General features: G+C 41.4%; 20 protein-coding genes. 8 read left to right on the plus strand and 12 right to left on the minus strand.

What is annotated here, in order from left to right; translation table 11 throughout:
- Positions 1–100 precede the first annotated feature (100 nt).
- The gene (locus tag MK396_RS05690) at positions 101–448 is read left to right on the plus strand and encodes a thioredoxin (RefSeq protein WP_268723945.1); all 348 of its coding nucleotides are present in this window, start codon (positions 101–103) and stop codon (positions 446–448) included.
- A gap of 34 nt (positions 449–482) precedes the next feature.
- Here the strand turns inward: MK396_RS05690 and MK396_RS05695 are convergent, their stop codons facing one another.
- The 8 genes from MK396_RS05695 to MK396_RS05730 all read right to left on the minus strand — a co-directional run bounded on the left by MK396_RS05695 (position 483) and on the right by MK396_RS05730 (position 8,044).
- Complete coding sequence (locus MK396_RS05695; protein ID WP_268723946.1) at positions 483–1,292, minus strand: MBL fold metallo-hydrolase; 810 nt, start codon at positions 1,290–1,292, stop codon at positions 483–485.
- Position 1,293: 1 nt separating this feature from the next.
- A complete protein-coding gene (gene vicK, locus MK396_RS05700) occupies positions 1,294–2,643 on the minus strand; it encodes a cell wall metabolism sensor histidine kinase VicK (protein WP_084939724.1) in 1,350 nt (449 codons plus the stop codon).
- Complete coding sequence (gene yycF / locus MK396_RS05705; RefSeq protein WP_033606404.1) at positions 2,636–3,343, minus strand: response regulator YycF; 708 nt, start codon at positions 3,341–3,343, stop codon at positions 2,636–2,638. The genes vicK and yycF overlap by 8 nt, the downstream gene beginning before the upstream one ends.
- A 56-nt stretch (positions 3,344–3,399) precedes the next feature.
- Entirely contained in the window at positions 3,400–4,578 is a 1,179-nt protein-coding gene (gene mutY, locus MK396_RS05710) for an A/G-specific adenine glycosylase (RefSeq protein WP_268723947.1), read from the minus strand.
- A gap of 82 nt (positions 4,579–4,660) precedes the next feature.
- Entirely contained in the window at positions 4,661–5,635 is a 975-nt protein-coding gene (gene pta / locus MK396_RS05715; RefSeq protein WP_000451564.1) for a phosphate acetyltransferase, read from the minus strand.
- A gap of 42 nt (positions 5,636–5,677) precedes the next feature.
- Positions 5,678–6,574 carry an RluA family pseudouridine synthase gene (locus MK396_RS05720; RefSeq protein WP_268723948.1) on the minus strand — a complete coding sequence of 299 codons (897 nt, stop codon included), beginning with the start codon at positions 6,572–6,574 and terminating at the stop codon, positions 5,678–5,680.
- Positions 6,571–7,389 carry an NAD kinase gene (locus tag MK396_RS05725; RefSeq protein ID WP_268723949.1) on the minus strand — a complete coding sequence of 273 codons (819 nt, stop codon included), beginning with the start codon at positions 7,387–7,389 and terminating at the stop codon, positions 6,571–6,573. The genes MK396_RS05720 and MK396_RS05725 overlap by 4 nt, the downstream gene beginning before the upstream one ends.
- A complete protein-coding gene (locus MK396_RS05730; RefSeq protein WP_268723950.1) occupies positions 7,373–8,044 on the minus strand; it encodes a GTP pyrophosphokinase in 672 nt (223 codons plus the stop codon). The genes MK396_RS05725 and MK396_RS05730 overlap by 17 nt, the downstream gene beginning before the upstream one ends.
- Before the next feature lie 128 nt (positions 8,045–8,172).
- Between MK396_RS05730 and MK396_RS05735 the strand changes: the two genes are divergently transcribed.
- From MK396_RS05735 to MK396_RS05765, 7 genes are all read left to right on the plus strand, one after another.
- Positions 8,173–8,742: a CYTH domain-containing protein gene (locus tag MK396_RS05735; RefSeq protein ID WP_268723951.1), complete on the plus strand. Its 570-nt coding sequence runs from the start codon at positions 8,173–8,175 to the stop codon at positions 8,740–8,742.
- A gap of 110 nt (positions 8,743–8,852) precedes the next feature.
- Positions 8,853–9,812, plus strand: coding sequence for a ribose-phosphate diphosphokinase (locus MK396_RS05740; protein ID WP_001283846.1), 960 nt, complete (start codon positions 8,853–8,855; stop codon positions 9,810–9,812).
- A gap of 9 nt (positions 9,813–9,821) precedes the next feature.
- The gene (locus MK396_RS05745; protein WP_268723952.1) at positions 9,822–10,937 is read left to right on the plus strand and encodes a cysteine desulfurase family protein; all 1,116 of its coding nucleotides are present in this window, start codon (positions 9,822–9,824) and stop codon (positions 10,935–10,937) included.
- Between the two features lie 4 nt (positions 10,938–10,941).
- A complete protein-coding gene (locus MK396_RS05750; RefSeq protein WP_000863517.1) occupies positions 10,942–11,289 on the plus strand; it encodes a DUF1831 domain-containing protein in 348 nt (115 codons plus the stop codon).
- A gap of 6 nt (positions 11,290–11,295) precedes the next feature.
- On the plus strand, positions 11,296–11,499 hold the full coding sequence (locus tag MK396_RS05755; protein WP_007516778.1) for a DUF4649 family protein: 204 nt from the start codon (positions 11,296–11,298) through the stop codon (positions 11,497–11,499).
- A 93-nt stretch (positions 11,500–11,592) separates the two neighbouring features.
- Positions 11,593–12,234 carry a redox-sensing transcriptional repressor Rex gene (locus MK396_RS05760; protein ID WP_000653419.1) on the plus strand — a complete coding sequence of 214 codons (642 nt, stop codon included), beginning with the start codon at positions 11,593–11,595 and terminating at the stop codon, positions 12,232–12,234.
- Positions 12,235–12,249: 15 nt separating this feature from the next.
- Positions 12,250–12,939, plus strand: a complete 690-nt coding sequence (locus MK396_RS05765; protein WP_268723953.1) for a gamma-glutamyl-gamma-aminobutyrate hydrolase family protein — start codon at positions 12,250–12,252, stop codon at positions 12,937–12,939.
- Here the strand turns inward: MK396_RS05765 and radC are convergent.
- From radC to MK396_RS05785, 4 genes are all read right to left on the minus strand, one after another.
- Complete coding sequence (radC, locus tag MK396_RS05770) at positions 12,936–13,616, minus strand: RadC family protein (RefSeq protein WP_254735780.1); 681 nt, start codon at positions 13,614–13,616, stop codon at positions 12,936–12,938. The two genes, MK396_RS05765 and radC, sit on opposite strands and share 4 nt — an antisense overlap.
- 42 nt (positions 13,617–13,658) lie before the next feature.
- The gene (gene pcrA, locus MK396_RS05775; RefSeq protein WP_268723954.1) at positions 13,659–15,950 is read right to left on the minus strand and encodes a DNA helicase PcrA; all 2,292 of its coding nucleotides are present in this window, start codon (positions 15,948–15,950) and stop codon (positions 13,659–13,661) included.
- Between the two features lie 88 nt (positions 15,951–16,038).
- On the minus strand, positions 16,039–16,551 hold the full coding sequence (locus MK396_RS05780) for a GNAT family N-acetyltransferase (protein WP_268723955.1): 513 nt from the start codon (positions 16,549–16,551) through the stop codon (positions 16,039–16,041).
- Positions 16,552–16,622: 71 nt separating this feature from the next.
- Entirely contained in the window at positions 16,623–18,293 is a 1,671-nt protein-coding gene (locus tag MK396_RS05785; RefSeq protein WP_268723956.1) for a formate--tetrahydrofolate ligase, read from the minus strand.
- Positions 18,294–18,412: the final 119 nt, after the last annotated feature.

Below are 18,412 nucleotides of genomic sequence, written 5' to 3' on the forward strand. Positions count from 1 at the left end.
AGATGAGACCAACCAATCTCATCTTTTTTTCGTATCAAATCTAAGCAATTTTAGGAACTTTGTGGCATACTAGACATATCAATGAAAGCGAGGTAAACTCATGGAACAATTTTTAGAAAATATTAAAGATCTTGAAGTCACAACTGTTGCCCGTGCTCAAGAAGCACTTGATAAGAAAGAAACTGCAACCTTCTTCATCGGTCGTAAAACTTGCCCTTACTGCCGTAAATTTGCTGGTACATTGGCAGGTGTCGTAGCTGAAACCAAAGCCCACATCTACTTCATCAACAGTGAAGAACCAAGCCAACTCAAGGAATTGCAAGAATTCCGCTCACGTTATGGAATCCCAACCGTACCAGGATTTGTTCACATTGCAGATGGCCAAATCAATGTCCGTTGCGACTCTTCCATGTCAGCAGAAGAAATCAAAGAATTTGCTGGATTGTAAAAAATATAAAAAAAGAAGGCACTCGCCTTCTTTTTTATATATATGTCAATGGTGTTGCAGTATCTGGGGAAGTGTCGTAAACCTTAAAGTCTACTCCTACTCCCAGATCAGCTTGTGCTAGCTGGTTAACCATGGTCATATGAGCCAGCTCCTTGATATTGTTCTCTTTGGACAAATGCCCGAGGTAGATTTTCTTGGTTCGATTTCCCATTGCACGAATCATGGCCTCAGCACCATCCTCGTTAGAGAGGTGACCGAGATCCGATAGAATTCTCTGTTTGAGACGCCAAGCGTAAGATCCTGCTCGCAAGATTTCTACGTCGTGGTTGGACTCGATGAGATAACCGTCTGCATTTTCGACAATTCCTGCCATACGGTCACTGACGTAACCTGTATCGGTCAGCATGACAAAGCTCTTGTCATCTTTCATAAAGCGGTAAAACTGGGGTGCTGCCGCATCATGGCTAACCCCAAAACTCTCAATATCAATATCGCCAAAGGTTTTGGTTTTACCCATTTCAAAAATATGCTTCTGCGATGAATCCACCTTACCGAGGTACTTGCTATTTTCCATAGCCTGCCAAGTCTTTTCATTGGCGTAAAGGTCCATACCATATTTGCGAGCCAATACACCAACTCCATGAATATGATCTGAATGTTCATGCGTAATCAAAATCGCATCCAAATCTTCAGGTTTGCGATTGATTTCGCTCAAAAGACTGGTGATTTTCTTACCAGACAAGCCCGCATCCACTAAGATTTTCTTTTTTGGGGTTTCCAGATAAAAGGAATTTCCACTGGAACCTGATGCTAAAATACTGTATTTAAAGCCTTTTTCACTCATTCTAGTCTTCTATTTCGTCCTCCCATATTTCTTCTTTTACGGCATCCTTATCATAAGGGAGCACGATGGTAAAGGTTGAGCCCTTACCGTATTCGCTTTTTGCCCAAATAAAACCATTGTGTTGTTTGATGATTTCTTTCGCGATAGCCAGACCCAGACCAGTTCCACCTTGAGCACGACTTCTTGCGCGATCCACACGGTAAAAACGGTCAAAAATCCTAGGCAAATCTTGTTTTGGAATCCCAAGACCTTGGTCAGAAATTGACAAGATCATCTGGTCATCCGTGGTTTTCATGCTGACCGTAATCTTCCCACCATCTGGTGAATACTTGATGGCATTGTTAAGAATATTATCAATCACCTGGGTCATCTTATCCGTATCAATCTCAATCCAAACTGAAGTTATTGGATAATCTCTCACTAGCTCATATTTTTTCTCTTCATCCTGATTTCTCATCTTATCAAAACGGTTGAGGATGAAGGTGATAAAGGCTGTAAAGTTAATCAACTCTATATCCAGTTTAGTAGTCGCATTGTCAATACGAGATAGATGCAAGAGATCTGTCACCATACGCATCATACGGTTGGTTTCATCGAGTGAAACCTTAATAAAATCAGGGGCGACAGGATCATACAGAGCTCCCTCATCCAAGGCTTCGAGATAAGATTTAACACTAGTCAAAGGAGTACGCAACTCATGACTGACGTTTGAAACAAAGAGTCTTCGCTCACGCTCTTCCTTCTCTTGCTCGGTCGTATCATGTAAAACGGCAACCAAACCAGAGATGAAACCTGACTCACGGCGGACAAGGGCAAAACGTACACGAAGGCTCAAATATTCACCATTAGCATCCTGGGAATCAATCGTCAACTCAGGTATCTGTGTAATCAGGTCACGCAGTTCATATTCATCTTCTATCTTTAGTAATTCGAGAATGCTTTTATTCAGAACATCTTCTTTCTGCACACCGAGCTGTTTCTTGGCCATATCGTTGATCATAGTAATCTGGCCACGGCGATTGGTCGCAAGGACACCATCTGTCATATAAGAGAGAATGCTATGCAACCTTTTACTCTCTTGTTCCAAATTTTCTTGGGTCAAACGAATAACTTCTGACAAATCATTCAGGTTATTGGTGATGTTGGTGATCTCTGTACTACCTTGCAAGTCCAAAACTTGAGAATAATCACCTGCAATTAAGTCCTTAACCTTCTGATTTATCTCTTTTAACCGGATGTTATCCCGACGGTTTTCCAGCAAGAGCAAGGTCACCACTAGGATAAAGCCAAGTAAAATCAGGATAAAGATAAAATCACTGGTCAGAATAGTTTGTCTAATATCTTCAATCATTATTTTTCATATAGTAGCCAACACCACGACGTGTGAGGATATACTCTGGACGGCTTGGTGTGTCTTCAATTTTTTCACGCAAGCGTCTAATAGTCACGTCCACTGTACGAACATCGCCAAAATAGTCATAACCCCATACAGTCTCAAGCAAGTGTTCACGCGTAATTACTTGACCGATATGAGAGGCCAAGTGGTACAAGAGTTCAAATTCACGGTGAGTCAAATCTAATTCCTCACCATATTTCTTAGCCACGTAAGCATCTGGAACGATTTCCAAATCACCAATTTGCAAGGGCTGCGTCTTCTTCTCATCAGACTCTTGGCTATCCACAGAAACTAGGTCTGTACGACGAAGCAGAGCCTTGACACGTGCTTGCAACTCACGGTTTGAGAAAGGTTTTGTAACATAATCATCTGCACCTAACTCTAAACCAATAACCTTGTCAAACTCGCTATCCTTAGCTGATAGCATGATAATCGGCACACTGCTAGTCTTACGAATAGCTTTAGCAACTTCTAAACCATCAATTTCAGGGAGCATCAAGTCGAGGATAATAATATCTGGTTGCTCAGCTTCAAATAGCTCAATTGCTTCACGACCATTGAAGGCTGTAACAACTTCATAACCTTCCTTGGTCATATTGAACTTAATAATATCCGAGATTGGTTTCTCATCATCTACAATTAATATTTTTTTCATTTTATCACCTTTTCTCTATCTATTATAACAAAAAAATGCAAAGAAGGCACAAATGGCTACTGTAGGCCTTCATCTTCAAGAGTTGTTTTATAAGCCTGCCAAATTTTTTGTTGGGGTTTCGCAAGTGGATAATCAGAAAACTCCTGAGGAGAAACCCAGCGAATTTCTCTGTCAGAAAACTGTTTTGTTTCTATCACCTGACCAGCTAGGATTTGAATATGCCATTTCCGATGACTAAAAACATGCTTGACCTGGTCAAATACTTGCTGGGACCAATTCACTTCTAAATCATAATCCTGCTCAAAGTTTTCTTGAGGACTTGGTCCAAATGCTCTGCTTTCCTCTTTGACTTGTGAAAAGAGATTTAGCTGATCGTCATCACTTGAGAAATCGTCCACTTCAATCAGTGGGAAATGCCAAAAACCGGCTAACAGTTTCTCACTTTCGTTTTTCTCAAGAAGATATTGGCCGCGGTCATTGCACACAACCAAAGCCTTGAGATAGATTGGGAGGGGCTTTTTCTTGGGTTCTTTAATCGGATATACATCCATAGTTCCATTCTGATACGCCGCACTAAAGTCCTTAACAGGGCTTTCTTCTGGTCTAGGATTAACTGGCGCCTCTATGTCAGAACCTAAATCCATCAGAGCTTGGTTAAAGTCTCCTGGCCGTTCTGGGTCAATCAATATTTCCATCATGGCTTGGAAAATCTTTCGATTGCTGGGAACTCCGATATCATGATTAACCTCAAACAAGCGTGCCAAAACCCGCATGACATTGCCATCGACCGCTGGCTCAGGCAAATTAAAAGCGATACTGGAAATAGCTCCCGCAGTGTAAGGACCAATCCCTTTTAAACTAGAAATTCCTTCATAGGTATTTGGAAATTGCCCCCCAAAGTCAGTCATAATCTGCTGAGCTGCAGCCTGCATATTGCGTACTCGAGAATAATAGCCCAAACCCTCCCAAGCCTTCAACAAACGCTCTTCAGGCGCATTCGCCAAACTTTCTACTGTTGGAAACCAGTCCAAGAATCGTTCGTAGTATGGAATAACTGTATCCACTCTGGTCTGCTGAAGCATGATTTCAGATACCCAGATGTGATAAGGATTTTTACTTCTCCGCCAAGGCAAATCTCGCTTGTTTTCATCATACCAGTTGAGGAGTTTCTCACGAAAAGACATAATCTTCTCCTCTGGCCACATGACGATTCCGTATCCTTTCAAATCTAACATATATCTAGTATAACATAGAAGCTTCTAACTGTCTTTTTCTCAGTACTAAAAAGCCTCTTCCCAAGGGAAAGAGGACTAAATCTTATTGATGAACCGCTTGAGCCGCTGTGATAAGGGTCAACTTGTAGACATCATCCGCATTACATCCACGAGAAAGGTCGTTAACCGGTTTGTTCAAACCTTGCAGAACTGGACCTACAGCCGCGAAGCCACCAAGACGTTCTGCAATCTTGTAGCCAATATTTCCTGCTTCGATACCAGGGAAGATAAAGACAGTTGCTTGCCCAGCAACGTTACTTCCTGGAGCTTTCAATGCTGCAGTTTCAGGGTGGAAAGCTGCATCAAATTGCAACTCACCATCAATCTCAAGGTCTGGGCGTAAGTCGTGAGCAATTTTAGTTGCTTCTACGACCTTATCAACACTTTCACCAAATCCTGAACCTTTAGTAGAATAGCTTAGCATAGCAATTTTAGGCTCGATACCAAACATCTTAGCTGTGATTGCTGAATTGATCGCAATTTCAGCCAAGGCTTCTGCATCTGGATTGATATTAATGGCACAGTCACCAAATAGGTAACGTTCCGTACCACGAACCATGAGGAAGGCACCTGACGTACGAGTAACGTTTGGACGAGTTTTAATGATTTGTAGGGCTGGGCGAACTGTTGAGGCAGTTGAGTGAATAGCTCCTGACACCATACCGTCAACCAAGCCCAAGTATACCAACATAACACCAAAGTAGTTGACATCTTCAACCAAAACTTTGCGCGCTTCTTCTTCAGTCATTTTGCCCTTACGACGCTCTACCAAGGCAGCAACCATTTCTTCAAATTGAGGATAATGTTGGGGATCAATCACTTCATAACCATCCATGATCCCCTCGATTTCGAGATAAATTTTAATTTTTTCTGGGTTCCCAAGCAAAACAGGAACAACTTCTGTTTCTTTTACCAAGCGTTTTGTTGCCTGAAGAATACGAGGTTCTTCCCCTTCAGGGAGAACAATACGAGCATTTTTGCCAACTAGGTTGGCTTTGAGATTTTCAAAAACTTCCATGAGTTTTCTCCTTTAAGAAAATAAATTATACTCCAATAGATTTTAAAGAGTATTAGTTGATAACTGAGTAATAAGATTGCTGAAATCATCCGGTAAGGGGCTTTCTAATTGCAAATCTTGCTCTAGAAAGGGATGATAAAAAGATAAATAATGGCAATGCAGAGCCTGACGTTGGATACCGTCATCCAGACTACCACCATACAAATCGTCTCCCAACAAAGGAAAGCCGATGTGAGAAAAATGCACTCGAATTTGGTGGGTTCGCCCAGTATGCAGACGAATATCGACTAGGTGAATATTTCCATAAGACGCTACAACTTTGTAAGATGTATGGGCGTATTTCCCACCTTTGGCAACCCGTCTCGTGATAATGGAATCTTCATCACGCGCAATCGGGGCGATAATTTCCCCTTCAGACTCCAAGACACCAGCTCCTTTAACCAAAGCAAAGTAGCGTTTCTCGATAGACTTTCTTTGCAGTTGCTTGTCTAAACGTGCATGAGCGTAGCCATGTTTGGCAAAAAGCATCAAACCAGATGTATCTCTATCAAGCCTAGTCACGATGTGAACTTGCTGATTTTCATATTCTTGTTTGACATAGTAGCCCTTGATAAAATTAGCAATGGTATTGGAATGATTGACACTGGGGATGGAAGCTACTCCATAAGGCTTATTCAAAACCAGAAAATGGTCATCCTCATAGAGAATATCCAGTGGACGCTCAATTGCTTCAAGACTTTCAAACCCTTCCTCTGATGGAATATCAATAGTCACCCTGTCTCCAATATCTAAGAAATAAGTCGCATTTTGAGGTTGGCCATTGACCAGAATAGCCCCACCTCGAAACTTAATCTTAGCCAAAAGCCCCTTAGAAACCTCATGTTTCTTGAGGAAGGTCTTGACTTTGACGTGCTCATCTGCGGTAAATTCGAACCTCATTCATCCACCTCGCCGATGAAGGCATCTTTGACACGATTCCAGAAACTAGTGTGACTTGGAGTCGCTACGAAGTGAATCTTGTGATGGTCGATTTGATACTCAATCCGTTCGATATTACGGAAGGAATAGACACTGTTATCAACTGATATCGTGTGGTAATCATTGCGTGTCGGTAAGAGTTCAATCTTATCTTTTTTGGGAATAATGATTGATGATCCCAGAGTGCGATAGACTCGGTTGTTAAGACTTGCTATTTCCGTCAACTGCAAGGCTTCAATGGTAGGATGCAAGACAGCTCCCCCCAAGGACTTGTTGTAGGCAGTACTTCCCGTCGGGGTTGAAACAGTCACTCCATCTCCACGAAATCGCTCGAACGGAACGTGGTTAATGATGATATCCGCAACCATGGTGCGGTCTGATCGACGGATACTCGCTTCATTTAAGGCTCGGAAGGTTTTCACTTCTCTATTTTCAAGCGTTACCTTAACATTCAAAACTGGATAGGAAACTTTGGCACCAGTGTCTAGCAGAAGATTAGTCACCAACTGATCCAACTCAAAATCACGATAATCTGTGTAAAATCCCAAATGCCCTGTATGAACACCTACAAATCGAACCTTGTCTAACTGATTCTCATACTTGTGGAAAGCAGACAAAAGCATCCCATCTCCACCAATCGAAATGACGATGTCGGGATTGGTATCGTTCAGTATAAAATGTTGTTTCTTTAGTTTTTCCCTCAGTTCATGCAAAACCTTCTGACTCTGCGGCTTTCTATTTGCTATGAGGTCAACTCGTTTACCTGTATTCTTCATCTGTATCGTCACTATTTCCTACACCATCGTTTAGTTTTCTGCTCAATGGATCAAAGAGAGCCTGCGCTTCCTGTATATCGTCACGAATCTTACCCATTTCTTCATCCAGTTGATAGGCTATTTTGGCCGTGATTTCCAGTCTTTTCCTGATTTCTTCTGGGAAATCGCCCTGGTATTTATAATTGAGCGAGTGCTCAATCGTAGCCCAGAAATTCATGGCTAAAGTCCGTATTTGAATTTCCGCCAAAATCGTCTTAGCTCCGTTGATCGTATCAACCGTGTACTCGACAACCACGTGATAAGAACGATAACCTGAAGCCTTACGATGAGTAATATAATCTCGTTCCTGAACGACTCTCATATCTTGGCGTTTACGTAGAATTGCAACAACTTCTTCCACGTCATCAACGAACTGAACCATGACACGTAAACCCGCAATATCTTGCAAATCATGTTCTAGATTTGCATAAGTAATTCCTCGACGAGCCATCTTTTCTTTGATACTTTCAATCGGTTTTACCCGACCCGTTACGAACTCAATCGGAGAATGCTTGTTTTGCTTACGATACTGTTTGCGAATTCCTCGAAGTTTAATCTTCAATTCACCAACAGCTTGAATGTAAGGATCTAAAAATTCTTCCCATTCTATGGTCATACTTTCTCCCTTGTAATATTTGATTGCTCTGTCGAAAATCTTTGATTTTTTCAGTACATTCGTATACAATAAATACATTGTCCATTATACCATAAATCGCTTTCAAAGATATAGAAAAGGTTGAAAAAATGAAACATTTAGAAATAGAATTGAAAACACTTCTGAAAAAAGAGGAATATGATCATCTAAAAAAACAGTTTTCCCATATCCAACCCGTCCTTCAGAAGAACTACTACATTGACACACCAGATTTCCAATTGCGTGAAAAGAAGGTTGCCATGCGCATTCGCACTTTTGCAGATTGGGCGGAATTGACCTTAAAAGTGCCTCAAACTGTGGGAAATATGGAATACAACCAGAAACTAACTCTTCCAGAAGCTGAATCGTACCTAGAAAAACAAAAACTACCTCAAGGGCTCGTTCTAGAAAAGCTCGCTAAGATTGGTATTGAAAGTCATGACTGGCTTGTTCTAGGCTGTCTTTCAACTCTACGTTATGAAACGAAAACAGAAATTGGCTTAATGGCCTTAGATGAAAGTCACTACTTTGACCAAACGGACTATGAACTCGAGCTTGAAGTCACAGACCATGAAAAAGGGAAAGCAGATTTTCAGAAATTTTTAGATGAAAATCACATAACTTATCAGAAAGCTCCATCAAAATTAATTCGTTTTATTAAAAGCATGAAAAAAAGCTGAAATAATCTCCTTTTTTTGGTAAAATAAAAAAGATAAAAATAAAAGAATCTTCTTTGAAAAACAAAACTTTTTCAAAGAAGATTCGCAAAGTTTACAGAGGACGGTCTATAATGTCAGATAGAAACAACATGAAACTTTTCACCCTAAACTCTAACCCAGAAATCGCTCAAAAGATTGCGGATACAGTTGGTGTACCTCTCGGGAAATTATCCTCTCGTCAATTTTCTGACGGCGAAATCCAGGTCAACATTGAAGAAAGTGTCCGTGGTTACGATGTCTACATCATCCAGTCAACCAGCTACCCTGTTAGCAACCACTTGATGGAGTTGTTGATCATGGTTGATGCTTGTGTACGTGCAAGTGCTCATAGTATCAACGTTGTCCTTCCTTACTTTGGTTATGCGCGTCAGGATCGTATCGCTTCTTCTCGCGAACCCCTCACTGCAAAACTGGTTGCCAATATGCTTGTCAAAGCTGGTGTTAGCCGTGTTCTAACGCTTGACCTCCATGCTGTTCAGGTCCAAGGTTTCTTTGATATTCCAGTAGATAATCTTTATACTGTTCCTCTATTTGCTAAACACTACTGTGATAAAGGACTGCTTGGCTCTGATGTTGTTGTTGTTAGTCCAAAGAACTCTGGTGTTAAACGTGCACGTAGTTTGGCTGAATACCTTGATGCTCCTATCGCTATCATTGACTACGCCCAAGACGATTCTGATCGTAACGAAGGCTATATCATTGGGGATGTCGAAGGCAAGAAGGCTATCTTAATTGACGATATTCTAAATACTGGTCGTACTTTCTCTGAAGCTGCCAAAATCGTTGAACGTGAAGGTGCAACTGAGATTTATGCAGTTTCTAGTCACGGTTTATTTGTTGAAGGTGCAGCAGACCTCCTTGACGCTACAAACATCAAGGAAATCCTTGTGACAGACTCAGTAGCAACCAAAGAAAGAACTCCAGAAAATGTATGTTACATTACTGCTAGCGAGTTAATCGGAGATGCTATCGTCCGCATCCATGAAAGAAAACCAGTCAGCCCACTCTTTGCTTACAACAAAAAGAAATAAGGTGATTCTTTGATTTATTTGGACAATGCTGCAACGACTCCTATGTCAGCAGTTGCTATTTCAGAAATGACCAAGGTCATGCAAGAAACCCATGGTAATCCTTCTAGTATTCATGGTCATGGTCGGCAGGCTGGCAAACTACTCCGTGAAGCTCGTCAGGAACTAGCCCGGTTATTGAGGACAAAATCTCAACATATCTTTTTTACGTCTGGCGGTACAGAAAGTAACAATACAGCTATTATCGGCTATTGTCTCCGTCATCAAAATCGTGGAAAACATATCATCACGACAGCTATTGAACATCATTCTGTGCTTGAAACTATCGATTATCTGGTGCAACATTTTGGCTTTGAAGCGACCATCATCCGACCAGTAAATCAAGAAATTACTGCCCAGCAAATTCAAGAGGCCTTACGTGACGATACCATTCTTGTTTCCACTATGTATGCTAATAATGAAACGGGCAGTCTCTTACCTATCGCTGAGATTGGACGTGTTTTAAAAGAGCATCCTGCTGCTTATCATGTAGACGCTGTTCAAGCTATCGGAAAAGTTCCTATCCATCCTGAGGAATTAGGAATTGATTTCCTCAGTGCTTCTGCCCACAAATTCCATGGACCAAAGGGAATCGGCTTTCTTTATGCTTCTTCCGCGGACTTTGATTCCTATCTTCATGGTGGAGACCAAGAACAAAAGAAACGGGCTGGAACAGAAAACCTCGCTGCCATTGTAGGCATGGTCGCTGCTCTCAAAGAAGATTTAAATGACCAAGATAAGCATTACCAAAAACTAAGCGCACTCAAATCTGCTTTTCTAGATGAGATTGCAGATCTAGAATACTATCTCAACGAAAGCCAACACCAGCTTCCTTATGTTGTCAACATTGGCTTCCCTGGTCAAAAAAATGATTTGCTCCTGCTACGGTTAGACCTTGAAGGAATTTCAATTTCTACCGGTTCAGCCTGTACTGCTGGTGTCGTGCAAACCAGTCATGTGCTTGAAGCTCTTTATGGGCCTGATTCTCATCGTTTAACAGAATCTGTCCGTATCAGTCTGTCTCCTCTTAATACCGAGGAAGAACTAAAACAACTCGCACAAGCCTTAAAAAATATTATTGGAGATTAATCTAATGGCATTTGAAAAAACCATTAAACTACAAAACTGCCGCTACGACTACACACTTAGCCCATCTGTCAAAAAATTCACACTCAAAGACAATACTTTCTTTGAAACAAAAGTTGGAAACTTCGAACTGACTCGTCTGCTTGAGAAAGTACCTAACAGCGGTGAAGGATTCAAGCTAAAAATCATCATCAACAAAGACCTTACAGGTGCTAAACTCAATATCACTGACAAGTCAGGCCTTCGTTTGGTTAATATCTTTAAATCAGAAGACCATCATATCCACCAAGAGAAATTCTACTTCCTCATGGACAGCCTTGTAGAACGCGGTATCTTCACAAAAGAAGAAAGATAATTGACTATGTATCGTCTCACTTATCAAGATAGTTATCAAGTAGAGCGTACCCTTGAATTTGAGAATTACGAAGAGCTTATGTTATCTCTATCAGGTTGTGTAACTCTTCCTGATACATTTCTAGTTACCTCATTAACCTTTGATGATAAAGTTATCTATCAAGGATTGGTCGGGGATCTCTACCGTTTTCTATCACAAGCTAATTTTTAAGACTAAAACTAAGATTTTCTTAGTTTTTTCTTGTTTTTGTTGATTTTTTCACAATGTTTCTATAAAATAGAAGAATAGAAAGGTTGTGGTTTTGTGAAAGATAAACAGTCTGCTATTCCAAAAGCAACAGCAAAAAGACTCTCTCTCTACTATCGAATTTTCAAGAGATTTCATGCCGAGAAAATCGAACGTGCCAACTCCAAGCAAATTGCAGAGGCTATCGGTATCGATTCTGCGACTGTTCGTCGTGATTTTTCCTATTTTGGTGAACTAGGTCGTCGTGGTTTTGGTTATGATGTTAAAAAACTGATGACTTTTTTTGCTGACCTCCTAAATGACAACTCCATTACCAATGTTATGTTGGTTGGGATTGGGAATATGGGGCATGCCCTTCTCCACTATCGCTTCCATGAGCGTAACAAGATGAAAATCATCATGGCATTTGACCTAGATGACCATCCAGAAGTCGGAACCCAGACACCTGATGGAATTCCAATCTATGGTATCTCTCAGATTAAAGAAAAAATCAAAGAAGCAGATGTTAAAACTGCTATCCTAACTGTTCCAAGTGTTAAATCACAAGAAGTCGCCAATCTTTTGGTCGATGCAGGTATAAAAGGTATTCTCAGTTTTTCCCCTGTTCATCTCCACCTTCCAAAAGATGTGGTCGTTCAGTATGTCGATTTGACAAGCGAACTCCAAACCCTCCTCTATTTTATGCGTAAAGAGGATTAGAAAGCGAAAGCATTTATGAAAAAACCAGTTATTGGGATTACAGGAAATGAAAAAGCTCATCCAGATGATGACATCATGATGAGCTATGCAGCAAAGGGCTTTGTTGAAGGAGTCAAGGACGCTGGCGGAATTCCAATCATCCTACCGATTGGTGATCAAGAAATGGCTACCCATTACATCAGTATCATTGATAAGCTCATCCTAACGGGTGGGCAAAATGTTGATCCAAAATACTATGGTGAGCCTAAAACCATTGACAGCGATGACTACCATCTTCAAAGAGACCAGTTTGAATTAGCCCTTATCAGAGAAGCGACTAAACAGAAGAAACCAATTTTCTCTGTTTGCCGTGGTACTCAGCTTTTCAATGTCGCTATGGGAGGTACGCTTCACCAAGATATAGAGGATCATTGGCAGGACTGTTCAGCCGAATACACAACACAACGCCTCGTAACGGAACCTGATACAATTCTCCGAGAAATCTATGGAGAAATCTCTCATATCAACTCCTTCCACCACCAGAGTATTAAAGATTTGGCTCCTAATCTTAAGGTTGTAGCACATGATCCTAAAGATGGAATCATTGAGGCTGTGACAACTACGGATGGCTTTCCTTACCTTGGTGTCCAATGGCATCCAGAATTTCTATTTGAAAATCGCCCCAAAGATAAAACATTGTTTGACTATGTTGTTAACGAACTCTAGATTAGATCCGTCTTTTCACGGTAACTAAAGTAATCTGAGTGAGAGACAATCAGATGATCTAGAAACACAATTCCCATCAGTTCGCAGGCTTCCTTGACTAGCTTAGTGACATGATCATCATTTCGACTAGGAGATACAGCACCGGATGGATGATTGTGAACGAGAATCACTGAGGTAGCCATATGCTTCAAAGCATAGTGAAGGATTTCCCTCGGTTCAGCAATGCTGCGTGTCGCAGATCCGATAAAAATAGTTTGCTGATGAATGATTTGATTTTGAGTATTGAGATAGAGCGCCACTAGGTGCTCTTGTTTTTTGTCGCCAAGTTCCTGTTGCATTTTCTTGGCTAGCTTTTGACTACTGAGAATACTTTCCATCTCAAGAGTTTCGTGTTTGTGAATACGATGCCCTAGTTCAATCACCGCTTGTAATTCAATGGCCTTAATCCGTCCAATACCAGACAGACTCTGCAATTCCTGCAGGGTCATTTTCTTTAAATCAGTTAGACTTGTCAAACTATCCAAGACTTTCTGAGCGATTTCAAATACATTTGCCTGACGCGTTCCAGTTCTGAGCAGAATAGCTAGTAATTCTTGATTGCTCAGAGCCTCTACTCCTTCTTTAACTAGTCTTTCTCTAGGTAAGAGTGAATCTTCTTGGAATGAAATACTGTACATAAAAATCCTCCTCACTTTATTATTCGTGAGGAGGATGAAAAATTAGATTTTTTTCTCAATTGGGGCAACGCTGGCTAGGAGTTTTTTCAGACCCACTTCTGGGAAATTGATTTTCAACTCCTGAGTATCACCGCTACCTGAGACTTCCAGAACAGTTCCCTCCCCCCATTTCTTGTGAAGAGCAATATCTCCGATAGACCAGCTTGTATCGCTAGAATCTTTTTTATTTCCGGCCGCAAACTGTCCAAATGGGAGACCACTTGACTGGATAGAGCTTGGTGCAGCATTGCGTTTCCGTTCTTGAAGGGCCTGGGCTAAGCTAATACCTTGACCAAAGGCCACGCCACCACTGCTATAAGATGCCTTAAAACTTGTATTTGCTGGACGAGCCAGACCTTGATACTCAAGTAAGTCTGAACTGATTTCATTAATAAAACGAGTTGGACGATTGTAGCTAGTACGACCAAAAAGCAAGCGTGAGTTGGCATTGGTCAGATAGAGGATCTTTTCTGCACGCGTGATACCGACATAGGCCAAACGGCGTTCTTCTTCCAACTCATCAGGATCCTCAGCTGCACGGCTAAGGGGAAAGACATTTTCCTCCATCCCAATGATAAAGACAACTGGGAACTCAAGTCCCTTAGCTGCATGGAGTGTCATCAAAGTCACCTCAGATGTCTCCTGACTGCCTGAATCCGTATCCGCAATCAGGGCAAGGTCATTCAAGAAACGACTGAGTTTGTCCAAACCTGTTTCCTCTTCTTGACTATCAGGATTGTCGTCAAAATTCTTGGTAACAGATAGGAACTCTTCGATATTTTCAACCCGCGCCTTACTTTCCAAGGTTGCTTGGGTATTGAGAATATCGATATAACCAGTTTTTTCTAGAACAGCCTCTACCAACTCAGTGATAGTTAATTGATCCAATTGCTCACGCAAATCCAGAATCATATTGGCAAAATCCCAGATAGACTGGGCTGCCTTACCCTTGATACCAGATAACATGATATTGGCTGAAGCGTCTAGCATGGACATCTCTTGTAGGTTAGCGAAGTCGCGGATTTTCTCAACGGTTCCTGGGCCAATTCCGCGTTTAGGTTCGTTAATAATGCGCTCAAAACTGATATTATCACTCAAATTAGCAATAAGATTAAGGTAGGCAATAATATCGCGAATTTCCTTACGGCTGTAGAACTTGGTCCCTCCAACCATAGTATAAGGAATATTGGACTTGAGCAGGGCTTCCTCAATAGTACGAGATTGCGCATTGGTTCGATAAAGAACTGCAAAGTCTTTGTGAAGGAAGTTTTGACTACGACCAAGTTCGTCGATAGTTTTTGCTACAAAAACAGCCTCATCTTGTTCGTCATTTGCGCGATAATAAACGATTTGCTCTCCATCCGCATTCTGGGTCCAGAGATTCTTGGGGCGGCGGTTTTTATTGTTTTTGATGACGTCGTTGGCCGCTTGGAGAATGGTTTTAGTTGAACGGTAATTTTCTTCCAACAAAACTACCTTGGCGTTAGGGTAATCTTTCTCAAAATCCAAGATATTCTGCATATCAGCCCCACGCCAACCATAGATAGACTGGTCCGCATCACCGACTACGCAGATGTTTTTAAAGCGTGAAGCTAAGAGTTTGACCAGTTGGTACTGGGCATGGTTGGTATCTTGGTATTCATCAACGTGAATGTACTGGAACTTCTGCTGGTAGTAGGTCAAAACATCAGGATTTTGATCAAAGAGACGCAGGGTCAGCATAATCAAATCATCAAAGTCAACGGACTCAGACTGACGAAGCTCCTTTTGATAGGCCGTATAACACTGAGCAACGATTTGCGTATACATATCACCAGCTTGAGCAGCATAAGCCACATCATCAATCAAGTCATTCTTAGCATTTGAAATAGTCCCTAAAATGCTCCGTTCATTCCATTTTTTCGGATCTAAGTTTAATTGCTTGAGAATGCGTTTCATGAGAGTTCGTTGCTCTCCTGGATCTACAATAGTGAAATTTCGGTTATAACCAATATGATCTGCATCGCGACGTAGGATACGAACACACATAGAGTGGAAAGTCGCAATCAGACAGTCCTGGGTTGCTGGATTAAGGCTATAGGCACGCTCCTTCATCTCACGCGCCGCCTTATTGGTAAACGTAATGGCCAAGATATTCCAAGGATTGACCATCTTTTCATCAATCAAGTAGGCGATTCTGTGAGTTAAAACACGAGTCTTTCCAGAACCAGCCCCCGCCATGATCAATAATGGACCTTCTGTCGTTTTTACCGCCTCAGCCTGACGGTCATTCATTCCATTCAATAATGCGTTCATTTTCTCTTCCTTACTCTTGAAGTCAATGTTTCTATTATATCAGAAAACAGGGAAAATATCTTTAGCTAGACTGGTTGCGTGTGGAATTCTACTCTCTCATATCATCAGGAGGAGTCAATGACTTTTGCATCCAAACGATATCATGCCATTTTCCAAACTTATAGCCAATCTCAGGGAAATGAGCTACTTGTTCATAGCCCCTCTTTCGGTGAAGTAAAATGCTCCTATCATTTGGCAAAGCGATACAAGCTAAGAAGCGTAAGTAATTCCTAGACTCTAGTTCTTCCTCCAGACAGTCATAGAGTAGACTCCCTAACCCTCGACCTTCGGCTTCTTGATGCAAGTAAATTGACACTTCAACTGACCAATCATAAGCCCTCCTATCATAATAGGTGGAAGCATAGGCATATCCCAAAATTTTTCCTTCTTCCTCTAGCACTAGATAAGGATATTTAAGCAAGGTCTTTTGGATTCTTCTTTGAAATTCTTCAACACTTGGCACCTCATATTCAAATGTAATGGCTGTATTAAGGACATAAGGAGCATAAATAGCAAGCAGGTCTGGAATATCAGACTCCCTTACTGTTCGAATCTTTGGCATATATTCCTCTCTCTAAAATCGAAAATGAGCTCGGATAGCTTTTCCAAACTCATTTGAATTCAATTAAACTATTAGAACAATCCTAGAACGGTTCCGTCACTTTCAACATCCATATTGAGAGCTGCTGGTCGTTTTGGAAGACCAGGCATAGTCATAACATCACCTGTTAAGGCAACGATAAAGCCTGCACCCAATTTTGGTACCAATTCACGAATAGTAATTTCAAAGTTTTCTGGGGCTCCAAGTGCATTTGGATTATCAGAGAAACTGTACTGAGTTTTAGCCATACAGATTGGCAATTTGTCCCAACCATTCTGAACGATTTGGGCAATTTGCGTTTGAGCTTTCTTCTCAAAGTTCACTTTGCTACCACGGTAGATTTCAGTAACAATCTTTTCAATCTTTTCTTGAACAGAAAGGTCATTGTCATACAAACGTTTATAGTTAGATGGGTTTTCAGCGATAGTCTTGACAATCGTTTTAGCAAGTGCTACTCCACCTTCTGCACCATCAGCCCAGACACTAGCCAATTCAACTGGTACATCGATTGAGGCACAAAGTTCTTTCAAGGCTGCAATTTCAGCTTCTGTATCAGATACAAATTCATTAATAGCTACGACTGCAGGTACTCCAAATTTACGGATATTTTCAACGTGGCGTTTCAAGTTAGCAAAACCTGAACGAACTGCCTCCACATTTTCCTCTGTCAAAGCGTCTTTAGCTACGCCACCATTCATCTTAAGGGCACGAAGGGTTGCGACGATGACAACTGCATCTGGAGATGTTGGCAAGTTTGGCGTCTTGATATCAAGGAATTTCTCAGCTCCAAGGTCCGCACCAAAACCAGCTTCAGTGACTGTATAATCAGCCAAGCGAAGGGCTGTGCTTGTTGCCAAAACAGAGTTACATCCGTGAGCGATATTGGCAAATGGACCACCGTGTACAAAGGCAGGTGTACCGTAAATTGTCTGAACCAAGTTTGGCTTAATAGCATCTTTCAAAATCAATGCTAAAGCACCTTCAACCTGCAAATCACCTACAGAAACTGGTGTACGGTCATAGCGATAACCGATAACAATATTAGCTAAACGGCGTTTCAAGTCTTCAATATCAGTCGCCAAGCAAAGAATGGCCATGATTTCAGAAGCAACTGTAATATCAAAACCGTCCTCACGAGGAATACCGTTTAGAGGGCCACCAAGTCCAACAGTCACATGACGAAGAGCGCGGTCGTTCAAGTCCACAACACGTTTCCAGAGGATACGACGTTGGTCGATTCCCAGCTCATTTCCTTGGTGCAAGTGATTGTCGATCAAGGCAGAAAGGGCATTATTAGCAGTTGTAATGGCATGCATATCCCCAGTAAAGTGAAGGTTGATGTCTTCCATTGGCAACACTTGGGCATAACCACCACCAGCAGCACCACCCTTAATACCCATTACTGGGCCAAGAGATGGTTCGCGAATAGCAATCATGGTTTTCTTACCAATCTTGTTCAAGGCATCCGCAAGACCAATGGTAATGGTTGATTTCCCTTCACCAGCAGGTGTTGGGTTGATGGCAGTAACCAAGATCAATTTCCCAACCGGATTGTTCTCAACCGCACGAATTTTATCAAAACTAAGCTTAGCCTTGTACTTCCCGTACAATTCCAAATCGTCGTAAGAAATACCAAGTTTCTCCACAACATCCACGATTGGCTTTAACTCAATGCTCTGTGCGATTTCAATATCTGTTTTCATAGCAAACTCCTCTAACCTCTAATATAATAACTCATTATAACACAAAAAAAGTTCTTTCACATACAAAAAGCTTAGTAAAGTTTATAAACATAAAGTTTTAAGGCCGATTTTAGTCGTCT

The organism is Streptococcus oralis (assembly GCF_026782235.1).
In the GTDB taxonomy this organism is placed as follows: domain Bacteria; phylum Bacillota; class Bacilli; order Lactobacillales; family Streptococcaceae; genus Streptococcus; species Streptococcus oralis_CC.